The organism is Microbulbifer magnicolonia (assembly GCF_035117725.1).
In the GTDB taxonomy this organism is placed as follows: domain Bacteria; phylum Pseudomonadota; class Gammaproteobacteria; order Pseudomonadales; family Cellvibrionaceae; genus Microbulbifer; species Microbulbifer magnicolonia.
The window spans coordinates 625,367-649,113 of sequence record NZ_JAYEFD010000001.1; the positions used below are offsets into that span (position 1 = coordinate 625,367).

At 60.1% G+C, this 23,747-nt stretch carries 24 protein-coding genes; 15 read left to right on the top strand and 9 right to left on the bottom strand.

Translation table 11 applies throughout. The features are described from left to right. Nucleotides 1-117: 117 nt before the first annotated feature. A complete protein-coding gene (gene ppk2, locus RRF64_RS02755; RefSeq protein WP_323844295.1) occupies nucleotides 118-879 on the bottom strand; it encodes a polyphosphate kinase 2 in 762 nt (253 codons plus the stop codon). Nucleotides 880-1,251: 372 nt separating this feature from the next. After that, nucleotides 1,252-1,533, bottom strand: a complete 282-nt coding sequence (locus RRF64_RS02760) for a hypothetical protein (protein ID WP_323844296.1) — start codon at nucleotides 1,531-1,533, stop codon at nucleotides 1,252-1,254. Between the two features lie 253 nt (nucleotides 1,534-1,786). Here RRF64_RS02760 and RRF64_RS02765 point away from each other — a divergent pair, with 253 nt between their 5' ends. The 10 genes from RRF64_RS02765 (at nucleotide 1,787) to RRF64_RS02810 (ending at nucleotide 12,815) form a co-directional block, all read left to right on the top strand. Then, entirely contained in the window at nucleotides 1,787-4,510 is a 2,724-nt protein-coding gene (locus RRF64_RS02765) for a TonB-dependent receptor domain-containing protein (protein WP_323844297.1), read from the top strand. An 86-nt stretch (nucleotides 4,511-4,596) separates the two neighbouring features. Further along, a complete protein-coding gene (locus tag RRF64_RS02770) occupies nucleotides 4,597-5,325 on the top strand; it encodes a PepSY domain-containing protein (RefSeq protein ID WP_323844298.1) in 729 nt (242 codons plus the stop codon). Beyond that, the gene (nqrF, locus tag RRF64_RS02775) at nucleotides 5,322-7,217 is read left to right on the top strand and encodes an NADH:ubiquinone reductase (Na(+)-transporting) subunit F (protein ID WP_323844299.1); all 1,896 of its coding nucleotides are present in this window, start codon (nucleotides 5,322-5,324) and stop codon (nucleotides 7,215-7,217) included. Before RRF64_RS02770 ends, nqrF begins: the two co-directional genes overlap by 4 nt. A 90-nt stretch (nucleotides 7,218-7,307) precedes the next feature. Then, nucleotides 7,308-7,712, top strand: coding sequence for a hypothetical protein (locus tag RRF64_RS02780; RefSeq protein ID WP_323844300.1), 405 nt, complete (start codon nucleotides 7,308-7,310; stop codon nucleotides 7,710-7,712). Between the two features lie 161 nt (nucleotides 7,713-7,873). Beyond that, nucleotides 7,874-8,410: a DUF411 domain-containing protein gene (locus RRF64_RS02785; RefSeq protein ID WP_323844301.1), complete on the top strand. Its 537-nt coding sequence runs from the start codon at nucleotides 7,874-7,876 to the stop codon at nucleotides 8,408-8,410. A 7-nt stretch (nucleotides 8,411-8,417) separates the two neighbouring features. Continuing rightward, nucleotides 8,418-10,493 (top strand): copper resistance system multicopper oxidase, encoded by a 2,076-nt coding sequence (locus RRF64_RS02790; protein ID WP_323844302.1) that lies wholly within the window; start codon nucleotides 8,418-8,420, stop codon nucleotides 10,491-10,493. 11 nt (nucleotides 10,494-10,504) lie between these two features. Continuing rightward, nucleotides 10,505-11,323 carry a copper resistance protein B gene (locus tag RRF64_RS02795; RefSeq protein WP_323844303.1) on the top strand — a complete coding sequence of 273 codons (819 nt, stop codon included), beginning with the start codon at nucleotides 10,505-10,507 and terminating at the stop codon, nucleotides 11,321-11,323. A gap of 135 nt (nucleotides 11,324-11,458) precedes the next feature. Beyond that, nucleotides 11,459-11,743 (top strand): hypothetical protein, encoded by a 285-nt coding sequence (locus RRF64_RS02800; protein WP_323844304.1) that lies wholly within the window; start codon nucleotides 11,459-11,461, stop codon nucleotides 11,741-11,743. 43 nt (nucleotides 11,744-11,786) lie between these two features. Next, entirely contained in the window at nucleotides 11,787-12,308 is a 522-nt protein-coding gene (locus RRF64_RS02805) for a c-type cytochrome (RefSeq protein ID WP_323844305.1), read from the top strand. 15 nt (nucleotides 12,309-12,323) lie between these two features. Further along, nucleotides 12,324-12,815 (top strand): YybH family protein, encoded by a 492-nt coding sequence (locus RRF64_RS02810; protein ID WP_323844306.1) that lies wholly within the window; start codon nucleotides 12,324-12,326, stop codon nucleotides 12,813-12,815. An 80-nt stretch (nucleotides 12,816-12,895) separates the two neighbouring features. Here RRF64_RS02810 and RRF64_RS02815 read toward each other — a convergent pair whose 3' ends face one another. Further along, nucleotides 12,896-13,105, bottom strand: a complete 210-nt coding sequence (locus RRF64_RS02815) for a hypothetical protein (protein ID WP_323844307.1) — start codon at nucleotides 13,103-13,105, stop codon at nucleotides 12,896-12,898. 104 nt (nucleotides 13,106-13,209) lie between these two features. On the opposite strand from RRF64_RS02815, the gene RRF64_RS02820 reads away from it, so the two are divergent. Then, nucleotides 13,210-13,977: a zinc metalloprotease gene (locus RRF64_RS02820; RefSeq protein ID WP_323844308.1), complete on the top strand. Its 768-nt coding sequence runs from the start codon at nucleotides 13,210-13,212 to the stop codon at nucleotides 13,975-13,977. Nucleotides 13,978-14,094: 117 nt separating this feature from the next. On the opposite strand, the gene RRF64_RS02825 is transcribed toward RRF64_RS02820, so the two are convergent. From RRF64_RS02825 to RRF64_RS02850, 6 genes are all read right to left on the bottom strand, one after another. Then, complete coding sequence (locus tag RRF64_RS02825) at nucleotides 14,095-14,631, bottom strand: c-type cytochrome (RefSeq protein WP_323844309.1); 537 nt, start codon at nucleotides 14,629-14,631, stop codon at nucleotides 14,095-14,097. An 11-nt stretch (nucleotides 14,632-14,642) separates the two neighbouring features. After that, nucleotides 14,643-15,668, bottom strand: coding sequence for a porin (locus RRF64_RS02830; RefSeq protein WP_323844310.1), 1,026 nt, complete (start codon nucleotides 15,666-15,668; stop codon nucleotides 14,643-14,645). Nucleotides 15,669-16,284: 616 nt separating this feature from the next. After that, entirely contained in the window at nucleotides 16,285-17,502 is a 1,218-nt protein-coding gene (locus RRF64_RS02835; protein WP_323844311.1) for a hypothetical protein, read from the bottom strand. Nucleotides 17,503-17,629: 127 nt separating this feature from the next. Further along, entirely contained in the window at nucleotides 17,630-18,118 is a 489-nt protein-coding gene (locus RRF64_RS02840; RefSeq protein ID WP_323844312.1) for a hypothetical protein, read from the bottom strand. A gap of 12 nt (nucleotides 18,119-18,130) precedes the next feature. Continuing rightward, the gene (locus RRF64_RS02845) at nucleotides 18,131-18,385 is read right to left on the bottom strand and encodes a DUF5676 family membrane protein (RefSeq protein ID WP_323844313.1); all 255 of its coding nucleotides are present in this window, start codon (nucleotides 18,383-18,385) and stop codon (nucleotides 18,131-18,133) included. Between the two features lie 26 nt (nucleotides 18,386-18,411). After that, nucleotides 18,412-18,870, bottom strand: a complete 459-nt coding sequence (locus tag RRF64_RS02850; RefSeq protein ID WP_323844314.1) for an ATPase — start codon at nucleotides 18,868-18,870, stop codon at nucleotides 18,412-18,414. Between the two features lie 161 nt (nucleotides 18,871-19,031). Here RRF64_RS02850 and RRF64_RS02855 point away from each other — a divergent pair, with 161 nt between their 5' ends. From RRF64_RS02855 to RRF64_RS02870, 4 genes are all read left to right on the top strand, one after another. Next, nucleotides 19,032-21,305 (top strand): copper-transporting P-type ATPase, encoded by a 2,274-nt coding sequence (locus RRF64_RS02855; protein ID WP_323844315.1) that lies wholly within the window; start codon nucleotides 19,032-19,034, stop codon nucleotides 21,303-21,305. Between the two features lie 149 nt (nucleotides 21,306-21,454). Then, complete coding sequence (locus RRF64_RS02860; RefSeq protein WP_323844316.1) at nucleotides 21,455-21,685, top strand: DUF2933 domain-containing protein; 231 nt, start codon at nucleotides 21,455-21,457, stop codon at nucleotides 21,683-21,685. Continuing rightward, a complete protein-coding gene (locus RRF64_RS02865; protein WP_323844317.1) occupies nucleotides 21,682-22,338 on the top strand; it encodes a methyltransferase family protein in 657 nt (218 codons plus the stop codon). The genes RRF64_RS02860 and RRF64_RS02865 overlap by 4 nt, the downstream gene beginning before the upstream one ends. A gap of 26 nt (nucleotides 22,339-22,364) precedes the next feature. After that, a complete protein-coding gene (locus RRF64_RS02870) occupies nucleotides 22,365-23,747 on the top strand; it encodes an SRPBCC family protein (RefSeq protein WP_323844318.1) in 1,383 nt (460 codons plus the stop codon).

Consider the following 23,747-nt stretch of genomic DNA (forward strand, 5'->3'; position numbering starts at 1 on the left):
AGACGTGACTATGCCGCGGGCTGCGAAGCCGGTAGAGGCAATAATCGCTCGTGTATAGGCTCACGGGAGTGCGGCGGCGTTTGGCCGTAAACCCGAGCAGCCTTTGCTGGTTGAGTTTTAGGGCGCAATAGTGCCGTTCAACAGATGAGTTCCGTCATAGGGAAAGACAATGTCCGGATCCGCGGCCTCGGCCTGCTGGTCGCATTCCGGGCACTGCACCGCAGTGAGCAGATGGCGGATCACATTCAGTCGCGCGATTTTCTTATTGTTGGCCCGCACCACATACCAGGGCACCAATTCGCTGTGGCTCTTGGCGAACATCTCGTTGCGGGCGACGCTGTACTCTTTCCAGTGCTTTACCGCCACCTCATCGACCGGGCTGATTTTCCACTGTTTGAGCGGGTCCACCCTACGGTCCTTCATACGCTTCCGCTGTTCTTCTTTGTCGATATCCAGGTAGTACTTGATGATCTGAATACCGGAGCGCACCAGCATCGTTTCGAAAGGCACTACCGAATCCATAAAGTCCCGGTATTCCTGGTCGGTACAGAATCCCATGACCCTCTCGACTCCGGCGCGGTTGTACCAGCTGCGGTTGAACAGCACCATTTCCTGCCGCGATGGCAAATGGGGAATGAAACGCTGGAAATACCAGCTGGCGCTATCCCGGTCCGAAGGCTTGCCCAGTGCCACCACGCGCGTCTCCCGCGGGCTCAGGTGCTGGACAATACGCTTGATAGTACCGTCCTTGCCGGCCGCATCGCGTCCTTCGAACAATACGAGAATCTGCAGATCGTGTTCGATCAGGTGGCGCTGCAGTGTCACCAGCTTGACCTGCAATTCGCGCAGTACCTGCTTATACCCTTTTGGATCGCTCAAGATTCACCCCTCGCTATGCAACGTATCGCCAACACAGGTCTCTCAATCGAACTCGGGCTTCCGCTGGCAACTATCCAGGCCTGCCACTGAAATTACCGACATAGCAATTCCATATCGGCAAACTATAGTCTCTGCGGATACCGATCCGCAGTATGGGCAATTGCGCGCTATTCATCATTCTTTTTACCCCGAAAAATTCCCTCGCCGGCAGTTTGCACGGTGACTGTCGAACAGACCAACGTCAGCATCGGGGCTTGTGCTCACGAGCATTCGCACGTAATCTCAGACGGAAATCAGACAATAAAAACTTCGGGGCCATTTCCGCATTCCTTCATGAACAACGCGCTATCCCGCTTACTACTGCTAATTTTGCTACTGACCCTTAACGGTCAGGCTTTTGCAGCACCCTGCGCGTCTGCTCGTAAAGGTGATGATAGCCACCACCAAAATACCGATTTGGCCACCAGCGATCACTGCATTGCCGGTGTGACCGCCCATCACTGCAATTCCGGTGATGCGGGCGAAACGCTCGAAGCCTGTGAACAGGCCTGCAGCTGCTGCCCCGGTCACTGCGCCAGCGCCATGCCCGGTAGTGAAATCCATGGTGCAGCGAGCCTGCCCGTAACGGCAAAAGCCATCTACACAGAACTCCATTCCTCTCCTCTTCCCGAAGCGGCCCTGCGTCCTCCCATTACCACCTGATATGGGATAGGTGCGCCTACTGAAAGCGCAATCTGCCACTTCAAAAGCAGATAGATCTTTCTGGTAGGCCGGGGTATCGCATTCAATCCCTCCGCTAACTACTCAAGTCCAATATCGCACGGCGTACATCGTATACGCCTGTGTGTTAGTCCCTGCACAACCATCGCGCGGGACTCCAAAAAAATAGAAGATAAAGGAATTCGAGATGACACATACGAGCAACAAGATCGCGAGAACACCGCTGTTTATTGCACTGGCGGCTGCCGCTGCCGGTTACGGCCAAATGACTTATGCCCAAGCCGAAGATGCCGGCGCCAAATCGCAGATTGAAGAAGTCAACGTCACCGGTACCCGTATCAAGCGGGCCGATATCGAGGGCGTCGGCCCGGTTACCGTACTCGATGAAGCCTCCATTGAAGCCACCGGTATCAGCTCGCTGGAAAACCTGCTGCAATCCCTGCCCGCCGCGGCCGGCTTCGGCGGCAACCAGACCAATGCCTACTGGACCTCCAACGGCTGGGGCACCCCGCAGATCAACCTGCGCGGCCTCGGCATCAATCGCACCCTGGTGATGGTCAACGGCCGCCGGGTGGTCAACGGCGGCACCGGCGCCAATAGCAGTGTCGACCTGTCCATGATTCCGATGTCACTGGTTTCAAGCGTCGAAGTACTGAAAGACGGCGCCTCCGCCACTTACGGTGCCGATGCCGTGGCCGGTGTGGTCAACCTGATCACCAAGAAGGAATTCGATGGCCTCGAAATCGAGGGCAAATATGGCCAGACCGCGCTCGGCGACGGCGAGGAGACGGTACTCGATCTGACCTGGGGCGTATCCGGCGATCACGGCAACCTGATGGTCAATATGAGCTACCAGAACAACGAGCCCTCACCGCTGGCCGACCGCGTGCCCTGCCCGCTGGACGATGACAGCCAGTGCAGCGGCAGCTCGTCCACCATCGGTGGCCGCACCACCCTGCCTGCCGGCGCCGTCCTGGCAGACGGCACAGTGCTGACCGAACCCACCCGCGTCAACTTCAATCAGGATCCAGGCGGCAACGGCGATTTCTACGAGCCCTACGACGGGCTGAAGCACGGGTTCAACTACAACCCGTATTTCAATGCCGTGCAGCCGATAGAGCGCTTCAGCTTTACCACCCTCGGCAACTACGAGATTTCCGATTCGGCCACGCTGTTTACGGAACTGATGTTCACCAACCGCCAGTCGATGCAGCCCGCCTCCCCGGCGAGCCTGGCGGACCTCTCTTACAGCGCCGATCACCCATCCAATCCCACCGGCAGCGATTTCGTGCTGGAGCGCCGCCGCCTGCTGGAAAACGGTGCGCGGGACTTCTACCAGGAAGTGGACACCTGGCGCATAGTCACCGGCATCGAGGGTGACATCAACGACAACTGGGGTTACGACGTCGCGTTTAACTGGGGCCGCAACACCGCCACCGATGCCATCGCCAACAACATCAATATGCAGCGCGTGGGCGAAACCATCGACACCAACCTGTGCGGCAGCAACGGTATTCCCTGTGCCGACTACCTGGGTTACGGCGACGTCACCCCGGAAGTACTCGACTACATCGTCTTCAACCAGGAAGGCACCGGTGGCAACGAGCAGAAAAGCGTGAGCGCGAATATCAACGGTTCCCTGTTCGAACTGCCGGCCGGTACCGTGGGTGTGGCCGCGGGTGTGGAGTGGCGCGAAGACAGCGGCTGGCGCAAGCCAGACTCGCTGGTACAGGCGGGCTATGCACTCGGCAACCAGGAAGACCCCATTTCCGGCTCCACCGAAGCGCGCGAGATTTACGGCGAGCTGCTGATACCGGTACTGGCCGATCTGCCGCTGGTGCAGTCGCTGGAACTCGACCTGGCCCTGCGCTACTCCGACTACGACCTGTTCGACGGCAATGATACCTACAAGGCCGGCCTCAACTGGCAGGTCAACGACATGCTGAAAGTGCGCGGCACCATGACCACCGCCTTCCGCGTGCCGAATGTGCCGGAACTGTTCGGCGGCGTGTCCGAGGGCAACCTGACCACCACCGACCCGTGTTCCAACTATGCATCACTGGATCCGTCCAGCACCGTGTACCAGAACTGCCAGGCCGCGGGCGTACCGCTGAATTACACCCAGCTCGGCACTACCATCCTGACCGACCGCGGCGGCAACCCGAACCTGACGCCGGAGAGTGCCGAAAGCTTCACCCTCGGCCTGGTGCTGCAACCGCTGGACGGCCTGTCGCTGACGCTCGATTATTTCGATATCGAGATCGACGACGCCATCCGCGAAGTGTCCGGTTCCACCAAGCTGGCCATGTGTTACGAGTCCGCCAATCTGGGACACGCTTTCTGCGCACCGGACCAGCACACCCGCAACCCGGTCAACGGCGACGTGAACTACCTGTCTACGCAGAAGTTCAACACCGGTAACGAAGTGATGCAGGGTATCGATTTCGGTGCACTGTATGACTTCGACATGGCCGGCCTGTCGCACACTTTCGACTTCAAGGCCTCATACCTGAAGAAATATGAGACCACCGCCTTCGAAGGCGACGAGCCGTTTGTACTCGACGGTTTCATCGGCAGTGGCAATGGTGGCTACCCGCACTGGCGCGCCAACGCGTCTCTGACCACGCGCGGCAACCAGTGGAGCGGCACCTACTCGATTCGCATGATCGGCGAAGGTGATGACTTCAACGCGGACAGCGGCATCGGTTCCAGCATGCCCAACGTCTTCTATCACAATGTGCAGTTCTCCTATGCGATGAGCGACGCACTGCGGATGAGCGTTGGCGTGGACAACCTGTTCGATCAGGAGGCACCCCGTGTCGCCAGCTGGACCGATGGCAATACGGATACCATGACCTACGATCTGGCCGGCATGCGCAGCTACGTGCGCATGACCTACCGGTTCGACTGAGTCAGCGGGGACATTCACGGCGGCGGGGGTTAGACTCCCGCCAGCTGTTTATTTTCTCAACAGCGGTAACCTAGAGAAAACGTACAATGCAAACAGCCTCTATTACCAGGAAGATCCACAAATGGATCTTCCTGTTTGTCGGTGTCCAGGCACTGTTTTGGACCCTGAGCGGCGCCTACATGGTGGTGATGGACCTGGACTTCATCCATGGCGACCATCTGGTGAAAAACCTGAATGAACCACTGCCCGCCGCAACAGCAGAATTATTTCCTACAAGCGAGCTGTTGCGCGATCGCAGCGATGTTAAATCCTTGCAGCTGAAATCCATTCGCGAAAAATTATTCTTTGTGGTGCGCGACAGCGACGGCGCCCACCTACTCGACGCCCACAGTGGTATCGAGGTTTCCCCACTCGATCAACAGACGGCGATAACACTGGCCGAGCACTACTACAGCGGCGACCTGCCGGCGGCCACCGCGGAACTGATCAGCGAAAACCCACCGACAGAACTGCAGTCCCGCATGCTGCCACTGTGGCGGGTGAACTTCGATGATCGCTACGGCACCAGCTTCTATATCGATCCCAATACCGGCGCCCTGGTCACCCGCCGCCACGACTATTGGCGCGCGTTCGACTTCTTCTGGATGCTGCACATCATGGATTACGAGGAACGCGACAACATCCACAACCCGCTGCTGCTGATCGCCACCCTGTTCAGCCTGGTCAGCGTACTGGCGGGGCTGGTGCTGCTGTTTTACAGCTTTGGCAAGCGCAGTAGCACAAGTGCACAGCGACAGCAGGAGGCCACCGCATGAATTTTGTCAAAGTAGCCCACAAGTGGCTCAGCCTTTTTATCGGACTCCAGCTGGCGCTGTGGCTGGCCAGCGGACTGGCCTTCAACCTGCTCGATTCCAAAATTGTCAGCGGCCGCCACCTGGTCGCCAGCCCGGCTGCCGCCGAACTCAGCGCCGCCGAAGTAACTGTCGGTCACGATGCCATTGCGCGACTGTATGCGCCAGGCTCGGTCATCGATATCCGCCTGCAGCCCGGCTTTGAGCGCCCAGTCTATCGGGTACAGACCCAAGACAGCGTCGAGCTGCGCGATACCGGCCGTGGCGCACCGGTGGTGATCGACAGCGCGCGCGCCGCGGCCATCGCCGCACGGGATTACGCCGGCGACGACAGCCTGATTGGCGAGCCGGTGCCTATGGAATCGGCCAATATGGAAGCGCGCCGACACCGGGGAGCCATGTGGCGCGTGGACGTCGCGGACGACTTTGCCACCAGCCTGTATATCTCCGCGCAGGACGGCCGGGTGCTGGAACGCCGCAATGACAGCTGGCGGCTGTTCGATATCTTCTGGATGCTGCACATCATGGACTACAGCGAGCGGCAGGATTTCAACAACCCGTTCGTGATCGCCTTTGGTCTCGGCGCCCTGCTGATGTCCCTGTCCGGCTGCCTGCTGCTGTTCAGCAGTTTTTCCCGCCACGATTTCAACCTGGTGGCGAAGCTGCGCCGCAGCCGCGTGGCGGTACAGCTGTTTGGCAGCAATGCCAATCCGATCAACCAGCTGGCCCTGGCGAGTGGCAGCAACCTGTTCGACGGCCTCGCCGCCAACGGCGTACAGCTGCCGTCCAACTGCGGTGGTGGTGGCAGCTGCGGCCTGTGCCAGGTGCGCATGGATGCCGATGCGCCGGTCAGCGCCAGTGAAAAAGCACTGCTGTCTCACAGCGAGCTGGACGCCGGTTATCGACTGGCGTGCCAACAGCGCGCCAGCGCCGCAACGCGCCTGACCCTGGATGACAGCCTGCTGCAGGCCAGCCAATACGCCGCCGAAGTGGTGCAAACCCGCTTCCTAACGCCGTTCATCAAGGAAATTCACCTGCGTCTGCCGGATACAGCCAACTTTGCCTTCCGCGCCGGCAGTTTTGTGCAGATCGAAGTGCCGCCACACCAGCTGCGGCTGGCGGACCTGCCGGTGGATACCGAGTTCCGCGCGGACTGGCACCAGTGGCAGGTTGCGGCCAACGCCGGACACCGCGAACCCGTGCGGCGCTCCTACTCAATGGCTAACGCGCCCGGCGAGCCCATGGCCAGCGCGCCCGGCGAAGTCATGCCCGGCAACCAGTCCGCGAGCGGCAACAGCGTCGTACTGAACGTGCGTATTCAGCCGCCGCCCCAGAGCGACCACACGGTGCCCGGTGGCGTGGGATCGAGTTTCATGTTCAACCTGCAGCCCGGTGACCGCGTGAAAGTATCCGGGCCCTTCGGCAATTTCCATGCTGCGGAGACTGGCCGCGAGATGGTGATTATCGGTGGCGGTGCAGGCATGGCTCCGCTGCGCTCGATCATCGTGGACCAGCTGCGCAATCGGGGCAGCGGCCGCAAAATCAGTTTCTGGTACGGGGCGCGCAGCCTGCGCGAAGTGTTCTACGCAGAGGAGTTCCACCAACTGGCCGCCGAGCACGGCAATTTCGCCTGGCACCTGGGCCTGTCGGAGCCGCGCGCGGAGGACAACTGGTCCGGAGCCAGCGGCTTCATCAGCGATATCGTCGCGGAACAGTACCTGCGCAGTCACCCGGAAATCGGCAACTGTGAGTTCTACCTCTGCGGCCCGCCGCCGATGTTGAAAGCCTGTATCGCCATGCTCACGGCGCTGGGTGTCACCGAAGACAGGATCGCCTTCGACGACTTCGGCTGCTGATAGCGCGGCAGCGCCGGTCCTACCCCCGGCGCTTGCCAAGCCGCCGTGCAACCTCTAATCTTCGGGACCAGATTTCACCCAGCGCTGCATATGCAAAAGATCATCGCGAAATCACTGCTGTTGCTGATGTTGATCACCGTTTTCGGACAGGTGATGGCGCAGCCGTGCGCGGATATGCATGCGCAGATGATGGGGGCCAGCGCGGAAATGACGGTCGACCACCCGATGGGCGACGCTGACGACGACCACGCCGCCCACTGCGGTGACGGCGAGGCGATGGCGGCGGAATTGCAGTCCCATTGCGGCGAAGCTCAGAGCACCGCAGAAGACTGCGGGCAGAGCTGCACCTGCTGTCCCGGTCACTGCGCCTCTGTACTACCCACTACCGCACTCGGCAGCAATAGTCTGCCGCGCGCTTTTCCAATCAATACGTACCGCGATATCACCTCCTCTCCGAATCCGGAATCCGCGATCAAGCCACCGCGAATTGGCTGATCACGGGGTCAGTGCGTCCTAAATAAACGCATCCCCTCCCGAAAAGCGCTGACGCCGCGGTGAGTTTCTCACCCGGTGGCGCCAAGACGGATATTCATCCGCAAAACAGCAGCCTGTAACTGCACCCGAACAAACTACCTGTATAACCAGAGAGAACAACCATGATCATCAAGCCCATGATGTCTGCCCTGGTCGCGCTCGCCCTGCTGGCTCTGACTGCCTGTGCGGACGCGGAATCCGGCAGCCCGAACACGAAAAGTGACGCGCAAAGCGAATCGGCCCAGGCTGCCGATAGCACGGCCATCGAACTGACCACCTACAAAAGCGCCACCTGCGGCTGCTGCAAGAAATGGGTGGATCACGCGCGCGATAGCGGCTTCGCGATTACCGCACAGGATGTCGACGACCTCAACGACATCAAGAACCGTCACCGGATAGAACCCCGCCACCAGTCCTGCCACACCAGCGTGTCGGCTGAGGGCTATGTTTTCGAGGGACACATCCCGGCCAAGCTCATCCGCCAGTTCCTGCAGAATCCGCCGGCGGGCGCCCGCGGCCTCGCAGTGCCGGCCATGCCGCTGGGCAGCCCGGGCATGGAAGTGGATGGCCGCTTTACCCCCTATAACGTGATGCAGCTGAACAGCAACGGCAGCGAGAGCGTCTACGCGCGCATGGACAGCATCGAACAACAGCACTGAGGTACCAATGAAAAGAAGAAACAGCCCCCAATTTGAGCTGCCGCAACTGTCCCGGCGACGCTTTGTCACCGGTATGGCGGCTGGCGCAGCGCTGTTGGGTATGCCGGCGGGGCTCTCCGCCAGCGCACCGCGTGCGGGCGCGGCACCGCAGACGCTGCGCGGCAACCAGTTCGACCTGAACATTGGCTACCTGCCGGTGAATTACACCGGCCGCGAGCGCACTGCAGTGGCGGTGAACGGCAGCGTGCCCGGCCCGATATTGCGCTGGAAGGAAGGGCAGACAGTGACGCTGAACGTCACCAACCACCTGGCCCACGACACCTCGATACACTGGCACGGCATCATCCTGCCGAGCAATATGGACGGCGTGCCCGGACTCAGCTTTAACGGCATCCGCCCGGGCGAAACCTTCACCTACCAGTTCCAGCTGAGCCAGAGCGGTACCTACTGGTACCACAGCCACTCGGACTTCCAGGAACAGCAAGGCCTGTACGGCAGTATCGTGATTGACCCGGCCGACGCCGACCCGGTGGCCTACGACCGCGATTACGTCGTGCTACTGTCCGACTGGAGCGACGAATCTCCCCACGACATCTACGCCAAGCTGAAAAAAGAGGGCCACTATTACAACCGCCGCCGCCGCACCGCCGGCGACCTGTGGCGCGAGGTCAAGGAAAAGGGCGTGGCGGCGACCTGGCGCGACCGCGAGATGTGGAACATGATGCGCATGTCGGATCGCGATATTTCCGACGTGACCGGCTACACCTACACCTTCCTGATGAACGGCCAAACGCCGGATGCCAACTGGACCGCGTTGTTCCGCAAGGGCGAAAAAGTACGGCTGCGCTTTATTAACGGCGCGGCCATGTCGATTTTTGACATTCGCATCCCCGGCCTGAAGATGACCGTGGTGGCAACCGACGGCCAGAACATCGAGCCGGTCACGGTGGACGAATTCCGCATCGGCGTCGCCGAAACCTATGACGTGATTGTCGAGCCCGACGGCGACAGCGCCTACACCCTGTTCGCGCAGACTATCGACCGCAGCGGCTTCGCCCGCGGCACCCTGACTTCTGAACCGGGCCTACAAGCTGCAGTGCCGCCGATGGACTACGCCCCGGTACTGACCCACCGCGATATGGGCATGGGCCACGGCGCCCACGCCGGCATGGCTGGTATGGGCGGTATGGATCACAGCCAGCACGACATGGGCACCATGGACCACAACCAGCACGACATGGGCACCATGGACCACAGCCAGCACGACATGGGCGGCATGGACCACAGCCAGCACGATATGGGCACCATGGACCACAGCCAGCACGATATGGGCACCATGGACCACAGTCAGCACGATATGGGCACCATGGATCACAGCCAGCACGACATGGGCACCATGGATCACAGCCAGCACAACATGGACGGCATGGACCACAGTCAGCACCAGGTCGGCGCGCAGGGCTACAGCCTGCACGGCGGCCGCTCGGAACTGGGCGGCATGCAGGGCGTCTGGTTCACCGACAATCTGGGCCGCGCCGGCCACGGCAGCAATAGCCCGATCGTGCACCTGCCCAGCGAGTACGGTTTCGGCGTGGACATGCGCTCGGAAATGCCGATGAGCGGCCTGCACGACCCGGGTATCGGTCTGCGCGATCACGGTTCACGCTACGGCCGCCGCGTGCTGAATTACGGCGATATCCGCAACCTGACCCCGACCATCGACCGCCGCGAGCCGACCCGCGAGCTGCAACTGCATCTGACTGGCAATATGGAGCGCTATATGTGGTCCATGGACGGCATCAAGTTCAACGACGCCGAACCGCTGATGCTGAAGTACGGTGAGCGCATTCGCATCACCCTGGTCAACGACACCATGATGACCCACCCGATTCACCTGCACGGCATGTGGAGTGAGCTGGAAACCGGCGATGCCGAGTATATTCCGCGCAAGCACACGATCCTGGTACAGCCCGGCTCCAAGATCAGCTATCTGGTCACCGCCGACGCCTACGGCCGCTGGGCCTACCACTGCCACCTGCTGTATCACATGCCGGGCATGTTCCGCGAGGTTAGAGTCGTATGAGAATTGCGAACATGAAAAACACCGTAATTTTATGTGCCGCACTCACGGCAAACGCCGCCCTCGCCCAGGACGATATGTCCCATCACGACCACGGCGCGCCGGCGGATTCCTATCCGACCCCGCCGGTGGATTCCTACCCGGCGCAACAGGGCGCGACGAGGAACCTGGAGCACGCGCCGGATTCCCCGGATCACGTGATGGATCACGAGGTGCTGTTGACCAAGGTCACCTTCGACCAGCTGGAAGTGCGCGAGAATGATGGCGGCGCGCTGAAGGGCGACCTGTGGTTCGGCAGTGACCGCAACAAGCTCTGGCTTAAAACCGAGTGGGAGCGGGACGAGGGCGAAACCGAAAAGGCGGAGCTGCACGCATTGTACAGTCGCGCCATAGCGCCCTACTGGGACCTGCAGATGGGCGTGCGCCACGACTTCGAAACCGAGAGCGACAGCCGCAACTGGGGAGTCATCGGCTTCAATGGCCTGGCGCCCTATTTCTTCGAAGTGGACTCGGCGCTGTTTGTCGGCGAAGACGGCGATACCGCCCTGCGCCTGGAAGCGGAATACGAACTGTTGTTCACCCAGCAGTGGATTCTGAGCCCGGAAATCGAGGCGGATTTCTTCGGCCAGAACGACCGCGATGCCGGCACCGGCTCAGGATTATCCGACATTGAACTGGGGCTGCGCCTGCGCTACGAATTCACGCCGCAGTTCGCACCCTATGTCGGCGTGCATTATGAGAAGAAATTCGGCAACGCCGCCGATTTCGCCCGCGACGAGGGCGAGCACACCAGTATCACCAGTTGGGTGATCGGTCTGCACGCCTGGTTCTAATTGGGAAATCGGGATTCGAGATTCGGCACCAGCAGTATCGTGCATAGAGCGGCCGCAGGCCGCGCCATTGGGAATGCCGAGCTCCAGCTCGGCAAATGGGCCGCAGGCCCGTAAAAACAAACCTTGGAGATCACCATGAAAACTTTCAACAAGCTGTTAATCGCCGTCACCCTGATCGCCGCGAGCGGTGCCCAGGCCCACGACCCCAGTATGCACAAGGAAAAAGCAGAAAAGGCTGACTGTGCGGCGATGAAAGGCATGGACCACTCGAAAATGGATGCCAATGATCCGGTCATGCAGGCGATGATGAAGAAGTGCGCCGAGCAGATGCAGCACGGTGAACACGCCGGCCATGGTGAACACGCCGGCCACGGGGAAGGCCACGACCACGGCGCCGCGCAGGAGCCGCAGGAGAAATAAGGATTGGGGGCTGCCGGCCCCCTTTTTTTTCTGGAGGAATATTTTGAAAATAATAAAAACACTGTTGCTCGCCGTATTGATTGCCGCCGGTGGACTAATCGCATTCGTCTACTCCGGCAGCTACCCCATGGGCGCCGACGTGCCGCACACGAAATTCACCCACTGGCTGCTGGAAACCCTGCGCGACAGATCCATCGACAAGGCCGCGTCGCAGATCGCCATGCCCGCGCTGGACGACCCGGAACTGCTGCTTTCGGGCGGCCCCGACTACAACGAGATGTGCACCGGCTGCCACCTGAAACCGGGCAAAGACGAGAGCGACTTCACCCTCGGCCTCTACCCGACACCGCCCAATCTTACCGATAAAGCCGGTGACCCTCGCCGCCAGTTCTGGGTCATCAAGCACGGCATCAAGGCCTCCGGCATGCCCGCCTGGGGACCCACCCACGACGACCAGCGCATCTGGGCCATGGTGGCCTTCCTGCAAAAACTACCCGAACTCACACCACAGCAGTACCAGATCATCACCGCGCGCGATGAAGAAGACTCCGGCCACCACCACTAACCCGAGAAAATAACAATGCAAAAACTGTTCAAGACCATTCACGCATTGGGGCTCAGCATCTTGCTCAGCGCCGCCTCGCTGGCCATGGCACACGGCGACAAGCCGCATCAAGAAAGGGACCCGGAAATGTTTTCCGGGCTGGAAACGGGCGCCGGCAAAGCCGTACAGATGTTCCACCGCGCGCTGCGCGAGGGTGATCAGCAATCCGTGTTAAATGCGCTTGCGGACGCGGTGGTAATTTTCGAGGGCGGCGGTGTCGAGCGTTCTGCACAGGAGTATGCCGGCCACCACCTGCCCGCGGATATCGCCTTTCTGCAGCAGATGAAGATCAACCAGCAGGAGCTGCAGGTGCGAGAGGTCGGCGACCTGGCTTACGCCTACGGCCGCTCGCGATTGCAGGGGGACTACAAGGACAAGGCGCTGGATCTGCAAAGCATGGAAACCCTTGTGCTAAAACGCAGCGGCGGTGAGTGGAAAATCGTGCACGTGCACTGGTCGAATAAGTAGTCGCGCCGGCCGCGCTCGTATTCACATCAACAAATCGGGATAAATATTTCGAAAAAACGAAAGACTGCCAAGAAAAAGCATCACCGAACTCCCAAAAGAGCAGATACCGAAATATTTATCCCGGCGATACCGTACGCCAACCCGCCAAATCTTCCCCAGGAAATTTTTTCATCCCGCCATTCATAAATTTCCTGCATTTTCTGCCGAGGGCACTGGTTGAGAAAAACGCCAGCCATCAAAACGAAGCCACAAATTGCAAAGCCGGCAATTGACGCCCGTGCGAACTCCATGTGATAAATCGCGGCGATTGATAATAACGGAAACCCGTAGTCGTCGAAGCATATCAATCTCCTGATGTACAAAACCCTAATAAACAGACATCAATGGAGAAGTCATGAATCTTCCAACAAATGCTGTCAGCCGTATCGCTTGGGCCATTTCCTTTGCTGCGTGCGTGGCAATCCCTTCCATCTCCCAGGCAAACAATTCCTGGAATGACTACCACTGGGCCAGAATGTCCACCAGCACACCCATTCCCCTGCAGGTAGTCGACAGCACCACCGCATTCTGGGACAACGAACTGAACGATTCACTGAACATGTGGAACATTTCCGATGTGTTCAATATGGCGATTACTTCCGCAGATGATTCCAGGAGAGCGCGCAAGCAGTGCAAGATGGTTTCGGGGCAGATGCGCGTCTGCAATGCCAGTTACGGATTTAATGGCTGGCTGGGTCTCGCCAGCATAAACATCGACAGCAACAGCCACATCACCCAGGGCACTGCCAAGATGAACGACTCCTATTCCTCGTATTGGGAAGACCCGGCAGAAAAAAACCACGTGATGTGCCAGGAGATCGGTCATGTGCTGGGTCTGGACCACACCAGTGAGGACGGCTCCAGCCAGCAGACTTGCATGGACTATTCCTCCGACCCCAACAGTCAGTGGCCCAATCAGCACGACTACGACACGCTGATGGCCATGTATGACCACGCGGATGGCTACAACAGCTACGCTACGGGCAGCGCCAGCAGCGCGGTGGGCAATAGCCGGAACTTCGGCTTGGGCCACCGGGTGCATAAGACAGACCACATGGAAGTTTGGATAGAAACTCAAGCCGACGGCAGCGCCACAGTGCACTACGTCTACCTGGCTTATTGATCCGCCAACAGCAATCGGGTACTGCAGCAGCAGTACCCGATTTAAACACCTGTGGTTCGGCTATAGAGGCCTTTACCAGGTAATGCAGAGTTTTAAAAAGGCTGTCCGCTTCACCCGCTACTTTCTAGCGAGATAGTCGACGATTGCCTGGATCTCCGCTCCCGAGAGCGGCGCTCGCGGCATAGTCGATTGCGGATTGTCGAATTGGGGATTCGCAAGTTTTTTCCTGACGAAGTCCGCCCCCCGCCGCTGGACCACACCATCCAATGCGGGACCGACGCTGCCGCCCTGGCCGCCCAGACTGTGGCACCCCAGGCAACCGTAGCGGGTCATCAACTCCTTGCCGCTCGCCGTTTTCGCCGGCACCGGAACGGACTCCGCCGGCGGCCGCCGGCTCAGCGTCCGGAAATAGTCCATAACCGCCCGCGTTTCCTCGCCGGTCAGATGGGCTTGGTGGCGCATGTGCGGCATGATCACCGACCAGTCCTCCAGGCTGAATTCCTGCACCGGCCGCGAATTGTGGCAGCGCGAGCAGTTGTTGTTGATGACCTCGGCGCCACTCGCCGGAAATCCGTCCCCTCCGGCGAAAGAAGAGGAGGAAATCACCAGCATGAACAGGAGGCGGCGCGCGGAAGCAGTGTGTGGAATTTTCATGGCTCTGCCTCTCAAAATGCGTAGCTGAATTGCAGGGCAACGCGGTTATCGTCTTCCCCGTCTTTGACATCGGTATCCTCATAGGCGAGCTTGATCACCGTGCGGGGGGCGAGCCAATAGTTGAATCCGTAGACCCAGCGGTGCGCCTTATCCAGCTTGCTGGTAACAGAGCGTTCGAGAAGAAACTCGGTGCCGCCGAGGACCGGCCAGATTCGTCCGAGCTGCAGGGTGCCCTGCAGATACCAGCCATTGCGCTTAAAGGTATGTTCACGAAATACGTCTTCTTCGATCTCCTCCAGGCCCTCGGTTTCCTTGCGAATATATTCGCCGCGGACTATGAAGTGCCGGCCCACCCAGTTGAGATCCAGCCCCTTGGCGATCACTTCGAAATCGCCCTCGTCGTCGTATTTGGCCTTGTAGTAGGACGCCCCTATTTCCAACGGTGGCAAAAACGCGACAGCCAGGCGCCCACCGACTGCCTTGTTATTGTTGTTGTCGACGCTCGCCGCCTCGAATTCCACCTCGGGCTCTATGCTATGTAACTCTTCGTGCAACTCTTCGTCCAGCGTTTCGTCCGGCGCATCCGGGTCCACGCCGTTCTCCTCTAATTCTTCCCGGGCTCCGTTGCTGACATACAGATCGATAAATACCTTTCTGTCGGGACAGAGCGGAATCACCTGCTGCAGGGCCAGGCCCACATCGCTCAATACCGGCAGCAGCGGCTCCATGGCCTGGTTGCCGTCGTGAGGACCGTAGATTCCCGGAGTCCAGGGTGAGCGATTAATCCAGCTCGGGTGAAAGTTGGCACTGAACTGGCCGAAGGGCAGCAGAAACTTCCCCGCCGTCAGTGTGGTCGTGTTCGTCAGAAAATAATGCGCGTTGGCGTACTCCAGTTCTACCTCGGTCTCCCCCAGATCGTTGAGACTGAACTCCGTCTCCGCCTCCACATGCAGCTTGTCACTCAGATTGAACAGGAAAATGGGCACGAAGTTAGTTGTGAACACGCTGTTGTCCGCGAGATCTGCATCTTCGTACATAGCGTTGCCATAACCGACAAGCACGAAGCGCCCGTATCCGAAATCTTCGAAACCATTTTCCCCCAGCGACACTGCGCCAACGCTGTCTGAGCAAAAAGGAGGCCGGAGAGACAATATAAAGTTCTTGATCTCTTCATCTGAGATCCTTTAGCAGTTGATTTCAGGTAACACAGGATATGACCGGCCTTAGCTTCGACCTGCGCCATTCATCCGGAGGCATATGAATGGCTTAAAACAGCAATGACACCCATATCTATTAACAACCACCGCATAAAGTAGTAGAAACTCACCTCTCAAGGAAAAGGACACTGGACTATCTAGACGCCGGTTTTACGCAACAGCATTCGCACACTGCGGTAAGAGCCAGAGAGCCTTGAAACAAAAACGCAAATGCGAATATTTATTTCACCCTAGCCCGGATATTGCATCGCGGGCCGCGATGATTGCATCGAGATCTGCGCGCTCAGTGCAGAGACCAGGGGACGGTGCGGCCAGCGGTGGTGGCTAGAAAACTGTAACCCGGGAATAATTCGGGAAAGTGGCTTGACTGCAAAATTTTAGAGCACAAGCTGCGCGGCGCGGTGCAACATTCAGGTTAGCCTCGCGATTATTAGATTCACGCCACAGGAATAGCGAAAATAACGACGAGCGCCAACAAGATGGCCATTGCTGAAATAGCCGGAATCAGCAGGTGGCGCTTCGATCCTGCTGAACTTTCCGTAACACATACGGCTATCGCCACCAGGCACTGCAGCAGGTAATAGAGCGCGAAGATGCGCGATGCCAATGTGACGATTTCGAACACATTTGCAGTCCACACCAATATGATCGCGGTGATGATGAGGCACAGATAGCCCTTGCGGGGCGAAATTCTGCCGCCGGAAACCTCGTTGAACAGCCCCCCTCCCCCGGCGGTATCGGCCACCGCGGCGCTGAACTGGCTCATCACCGCGGCCACGACAATCATCGCGGGCAGTATTGCCGCGACTCTTTCTGCCAGGGTGATAATCGCCGTCTCATCCGCGATACCGTGAAACGCCAATAAGAGAGGCAAACCCAGCATTACAAAAAGCAGGTAGACGGCACTCGCAATCAGCTGGGCATTCCGCATCGACCTTACACGCGTGGGTTGGTCGTAGGCCTTGCCCAGATAACGCGAGGTTTCGAACCCCTGCACAATCAACAGCAACCCCGCCAGTAGTCGCAGACGCTCCATTCCGGAAAGGTCAACACCCGGAATCACAAGCGTTTCATCGGCAGCGAGCCAATACATGTCGAATTCGGCCAGCCCCAAAAGCAGCGCCGCAATAATGCCGAGCTTGACCACCACCGCCGCCTCTTCCATTTTTTCCAGCCCAGCTAGACCGCGCAACCAACCGACTGCAGCGATAAATAACAGCACTGCGGTGGTCAGCGCATTCTCGATCGCCGCGTCGCGGAAGCTGCCAATTCGTGCAACGAAAGACGCAAACAGGCGCAGATAGAAAGCCACCGATACGATATAGGCAAAGCCGAGCGCCAGATCCGATATGCGCTGGAGCGCTATTGCAGCAGTCGGACGATCTCTCCCTGCCAGCAGCGGCTCTGCATAGATGATATTGAATCGGATGACGGCGCCGATGGCGAAGGCCGCCAGCAGAATGCCGAGCATTGCCAGCGGCGCCCAGACTTCCACGATATGGGTAAGCAGGGGTCCGGAAATAAGGAAGCCACTGCCGATAATGGATGCGAGCGGTGTTAGCGTGGCGCGCCACAGCGGCAAATTCTGCAACGCCGGGCGGAACAACATGGCCACTACTGCCAGTGCCACTACCGGCAGAATAAAATAGGACATCACATCTCGTTAGAATTCGTTAGCTTTCATGCGCCAAGATCGGCGCGCGCCCGGCTTCACAGGCAAGGAAGGGTTAGTCTCGCTGAGGGCCGGTGTTGCCTGGTGGCGGATTGCGGGACGGTGTTTCTCAATGGCGGTGGTGGCCGGAGAGATGCGCGAGATTTTCCAGCTCGCACTCTTCGCTGTAGTGGATAAATGCACGGCGGATTTTATCCGTCACCCCTTCGCGTATACCGCCGATCTCGGCAATGATGGCATCTTCGATATCGTTCAGCGAAACCTGCACCAGATCGTAGACCACCAGCACCTGATCGCCGCCGACATCCACCGTCTCAACACCCATCAGCGACTCGACGGCATTTCTCAGGCTCTCTCGCTTTGTTCCCTCCACCGCGGCAACCAGTTTAATCCGGTGCGCTTTGCGCTCTACCCTGCCCTTCTGTTTTTCCGACGGGCCGTGCGCCGGGTCACCGACAAACAGGTGCGGGTAGCGGCGAAAGCGTTCCCGGCACTGCTCGGAGCAGAAAGCGTAGTGAATGTGCAGATGCTCGAGGGGGTAGGAGTCCTCTGCCACCATCATGCCGCAGACAGGATCCTGCAATTGTCTAGCCGCCACAGCCGCCAACACCTAAACCAAACGGTTGTAGATCCAGGCCAGCAGCCAGCCAATGAAACCGGCAACCACCGCCCAGGCAATCATACCGATGAACACACCCTTGACCGTGAGGTGCCAACCCATCTGGGAAATGTCCATATGCAGCATGTCGCCGGACAGGCCCATCGTCATGCCCGGAAGTAACATCACCAGCAGGCTGCAAAGCAGCCAGGCGATGGCAAAGCTGAGCGCGGCGGCGATGCCAAATTTACACGCGTGCAGTTTCATTACGAGTCTCCCTGTTTAATGAAGTGTTACATCTCCTGCATTCGGTTGGCACCCTGGACCATCTGCTTGGTCTCCTGCTCCTCCAGCGACTCCAGCTCTTCCATCAGCTCCCGGGTTGCCTCTATGTCCGCCCTGCCGTGGAGGTAGCGGTAGAGATCGATCACCTGCTCCTGCTGGTCGGTGACGATACCCATAATTTCGTCCGGCTCTAACGCCTGGAAGGGCGCGTCGCACTGCGCGCTGTGCAAAATGGGATGCTTTTCCAGAAAGTCGTAACACCAGGTGTTCAGCGCCCTGGTTTCGGCAGTTTCCACGAAGCCGGCAACTGTCTGCGAAAGTTCCTGCTCGTGCCGCGCCAGGTATTCGAGCAGCATTTTGGAGCGGGCATTCTCGTTCCTGCCCGCGCAGTGCTGCAGGCAGGCGGATAAATTCTTGTGAAACTCGCGGGTCCACACCAGCACATCCCTCAGGGTCTCGACTTGCACTTTCAGTCTCCACAGGTAAAGGAACACGGTGCAACAAAAATAGCGAAGCGTTTTCGCCCGCCACTTGATCTATATCAAAGAGTAGCAAGTGCCCCGGCTGGACTATTACTGATATTCAACATTTGCCGTCAGTAGCGCGATCAGGTCAGGGAAAGCACCTTATGCCGCAGCACAAACACCGCCCGCAAGATGACGCCCACAGTAAATCCGCCGGCGGCGCTGTCTACACCTGCCCCATGCATCCTCAGGTGGAGTCGGACAAGCCCGGCAGCTGCCCGGAATGTGGCATGGCCCTGGAGCTGAAGGCGCCGGTCGCGGTTTCCACCGAGTGGACCTGCCCCATGCACCCGGAAATCGTGCGCAGCGAACCCGGCGACTGTCCCATCTGCGGCATGGCCCTGGAACCGCGCAGCGCACTCGCGGAGGAGGAAAACCCGGAACTCGCGGATATGCGCCGGCGCTTCTGGATCAGCGCCCTGCTCACGGTGCCCGTAGTGCTGCTGGCGATGTCCAAATTTATTCCCTTCCTGCACTTGCACGAGTGGATTTCGCCAAAGGTGAGCGGCTGGCTGGAAATGATCCTGGCCACGCCGGTGGTGCTCTGGGGCGGTTGGCCTTTCTTTGTGCGCGGCGTGCGTTCGGTGATTACCCGCAAGCTGAATATGTTCACCCTGATTGGGCTGGGTGTCGCCGTGGCCTATTTCTACAGTGTGATCGCGCTGCTGTTCCCGGATCTTTTTCCCGAGACCTTCCGCGAGGAGAGCGGCATGGTCGGCGTCTATTTCGAGGCCGCGGCGGTGATCGTCACCCTGGTGCTGCTGGGCCAGGTACTGGAGCTGAAGGCGCGCAGCGCAACCAATGCCGCCATCCGCGCCCTGCTGGGGCTGGCGCCGAAGACGGCGCGACGGATAAACCCGGACGGCAGCGAGGAGGACCTGCCCCTGGACCGAGTCCAGCCGGGCGACAAGCTGCGGGTGCGCCCCGGCGAAAAGATACCGATAGACGGCGTGGTGCTGGAGGGGCGCTCCAGCGTCGACGAGTCGATGATCACCGGCGAGCCGATTCCGGTGGAAAAGACCGCAGGGGAAAAGGTCATCGGCGCCACGGTCAACGGCACCGGCGGGTTGGTGATGGAGGCGGAGCGCGTCGGCACCGAAACCCTGCTGGCGCAGATAGTGCAGATGGTGGCCGAGGCGCAGCGCTCCCGTGCGCCCATCCAGAACTTAGCGGACCTAGTGGCCTCCTACTTCGTGCCGGCGGTGGTGCTGATCGCGCTGATCAGTTTTGTTGTCTGGGCCACCATAGGTCCCGAACCTCGCTTTGTCTTCGCAATGATCAACGCGGTGGCGGTGCTGATCATCGCCTGCCCCTGCGCCCTGGGCCTGGCCACGCCCATGTCGATCATGGTGGCCACCGGCAAGGGCGCCGGACTGGGCGTGCTGTTCAAGAACGCCGAGGCTATAGAGCTGCTGCGCAAGGTGGACACATTGGTGGTGGACAAGACCGGCACCCTGACCCTGGGCAAGCCGCAGCTGGTCAGCGTCGTGCCGGCGGCGGGCTTCGACGAGCAACTGTTGCTGCGCCTGGCCGGCTCCCTGGAGCGCGGCAGTGAGCACCCGCTGGCCGCCGCCATAGTGCGCGGCGCGGAAAAGCGCGATGTGGAGCTGGCAAAGACCGAGGATTTCGACTCCATCACCGGCAAGGGCGTGCGCGGCAGCGTGGACGGCCAGGCAGTGGCACTCGGCAACAAGGCGCTGATGGAAGACCTGCAGGTGGATATCGGCGAGATGTTGAAAACTGCCGAGTCCCTGCGCGCCGAGGGGCAGACGGCGATGTTCGTGGCGGTGGAAGGCAAAGCCGCGGGGCTGGTGGGTGTGGCGGACCCGATCAAGGACTCGACGCCGGAGGCCATCGAAGCCCTGCACCAAGAAGGGGTGGAGATAGTGATGATCACCGGCGACAGCCGCACCACCGCCGAGGCGGTGGCGCGCAAACTGGGGATCGACAAGGTGTTCGCGGAGGTGCTGCCGAACGAGAAAGCCGAGTCCATCAAGCGCCTGCAAGCGGAGGGCCGCACAGTCGCTATGGCCGGCGACGGTATCAACGACGCCCCGGCGCTGGCCCAGGCGCAGGTGGGCATCGCCATGGGCACCGGCACCGACGTGGCCATGGAGAGCGCCGGCGTCACCCTGGTCAAGGGCGACCTGCGCGGTATAGCGCGGGCACGGGGCCTTTCCCACGCGACCCTGCGCAATATCAAGCAGAACCTGTTCTTCGCCTTCGCCTACAACGCCACCGGCGTGCCCATCGCCGCCGGCGTGCTCTACCCGGCCTTCGGCCTGCTGCTGTCACCGATTATCGCCGCCGCTGCGATGGCCTTCAGCTCGGTGTCGGTGATTGGCAACTCGCTGCGCCTGAACCGCGTGCAGGTTTAGGAGTGATGAGCGGAAGTAGTGTCCTGTGGGAGCCTGCCCTGCAGGCGAATAGGAAGGTTCCGCTGGCAGCCCCCATATCGCCAGCAGGGCTGGCTCCCACAGAGCGATGGTTTCCGACGCAACTGCGTTAAAAGTTGGAGAGTAAGCCTATGCAATGGAAATTCTGGCTGGTATTTCTCGCCTTCGCGGCCATTTCCGCTTTCCTGCTGCTGGAGGAGCACCGCGCGCACATGCTCGGCGCCCTGCCCTACCTGATACTGCTGGTCTGCCCGCTGATGCATGTCTTTATGCACGGGGGCCATGGTGGTCACGGAGGACATGGCGGGCACGGGCACCACCACGGCGGCGGGGAGCGGGACGACAGGGAGGACCGGCGGTGAGCCACGGAGAAATACAGGCCTACGGCCTTTGGGGGCTGGTGATCATCAACTCGGTGGTATTTATCCTCTTTGCGCTGAGCTTCTTCAAGCCGCAGACGCGCACCGACTGGCGCAGCTTCGGTGCCTTCAGCGCCTTCGTGGTGGCGCTCTTTGCGGAGATGTACGGCTACCCGCTGACCATCTTCCTGCTGTCCGGCTGGCTGCAGTCCCGCTACCCGGATGTGGACTGGCTGTCCCACGATGCCGGCCACCTGTTGGAGATGCTGTTCGGCTGGGAGGCCAATCCCCACTTCGGCCCCTTCCACCTGTTGAGTTTCGCGCTGATCGGCGCCGGCTTCTGGCTGATCGCGGCCGGCTGGCGCCAGCTGTACGCGGCGCAGCAGAGCGGCACCCTGGCCACCGGCGGCATCTACCGCCACCTGCGCCACCCCCAATACTTGGGCTTTATCCTGATCATGACCGGTTTCCTGCTGCAGTGGCCGACGCTGCTGACCCTGGTGATGTACCCGATACTGGTTTACATGTACGTGCACCTGGCCAAGCGCGAGGAGCGCGAAACCGAGGCGCGCTTCGGCGACACCTGGCGCCGCTACGCCGCAGTGACGCCGCGCTTTATTCCGCGCTGGCGCTTGCCCGGCACCGCCAGCCGCTGACCGTCTTCAAAATGGCTGGCGAGGAGATGAAAAAAGGTTCTGATCAGCACCATCACTCGGGAGCTCATTCCCATACGACCGGGCCCAGCCGTATCGATCCGGCGATGGTCCGCATAGAGCACGCGGCTGCAACGGTGGAGGTTGCGACCGAGGTCGACACTTTCTTTAACGCGTACAGTCGCTGGGCCGAGTACGAACAGTGGGCGCCGGACGTTCAGGGCGCGGGCCACTGGCTTGTCGTCCGCGAGGGGGGACCCGGTTCGCGATTCATCCTGTACGACAAACCCGGCGCGCGGCACCTGGCGCACTTCGGGGAAGTGACCGAGCTGGAGTGCAACCGGCGCTTCGCCTGGCGGGCGCCGTTCAGCGAGTGGAACCGCGCCTATATCGGCACCCAACTGGAAATCGCCCCCAAGTCCGGCGGCGGCAGCCGGGTAACCGAGACTCTCTACTTCGAGGCCCGCGAGGAGCACTTGCCGGTGGTCGCCGGATTCACCGCGATGTCCGGGTTTGATCAAAAGACCCTGGCGGATTTCCTCGAGGCGCGGCTGCGCGGTTTGGACAAGCTGATTCAACAGGGAAAGATAAAAGAACCGGACCTCGCCTATCTCTTCACCGACAACCGGGTCCTGGCAGCCGACTGGCCCCAGCGCGTCAGTGAGGGCGAATGGGTGCGCCTGCTGTACGCCGACGGCGAAGTGGACTTCCCGGCGTCCCCAGAGCTGGTGTTCAACGTGTTCAGCCGCTTCGCGCGCTACGCCGACTGGACGCGCACCATTCACGTCGGCGCCGAGTGGCACCGGGTCCGCCGGGGCGGGCTCGGCTCGCGCTTTTTGATCTGGGAGAAACCGGGCGATCGCCACGTGATGCACTACGCGACGGTCACCGAGTTCGAACGCAACCGGCACTTCGCCTGGCGGGCACCGTTTGCCGAGTGGCCAAAGGTATTTATCGGCACGTCGCTCGACCTGACTCCGCGCGCGGATGGGGGGACCCATGGCTACCACGTTATCTGGGTCGACATCCCCCAGGAGTATCTGCCCATTTTTTCCGGGTTCGGAACACTGCCGGGCATCGATATCGAGTACGAGACCTGGCACATCCAGGAGGAGGTCAGGGGTATCAACAGGCTCATCCGCGCCGGCGGATTTTCCACAGAGGATCAACACTACCTGTTCGAGCAAGATAGCGTCATCGCCCACGACTGGCCGACGGAGACGGGACAGCCGCACCCGTATTCCGACAGGATCCTGACGCTGAAGCCCGACAGGGTACTGACCTTCGAGGAGGCCTCGGTGGTCGTCACCGAGGTGATGTCCGCTGCGATACCCAACCCCCAGTTCTTCCGCCTGTGGCGGGACCAGAGACGGACGCGCCAGCGCCAGTTCAACCGCACGAAACCGAGGTAA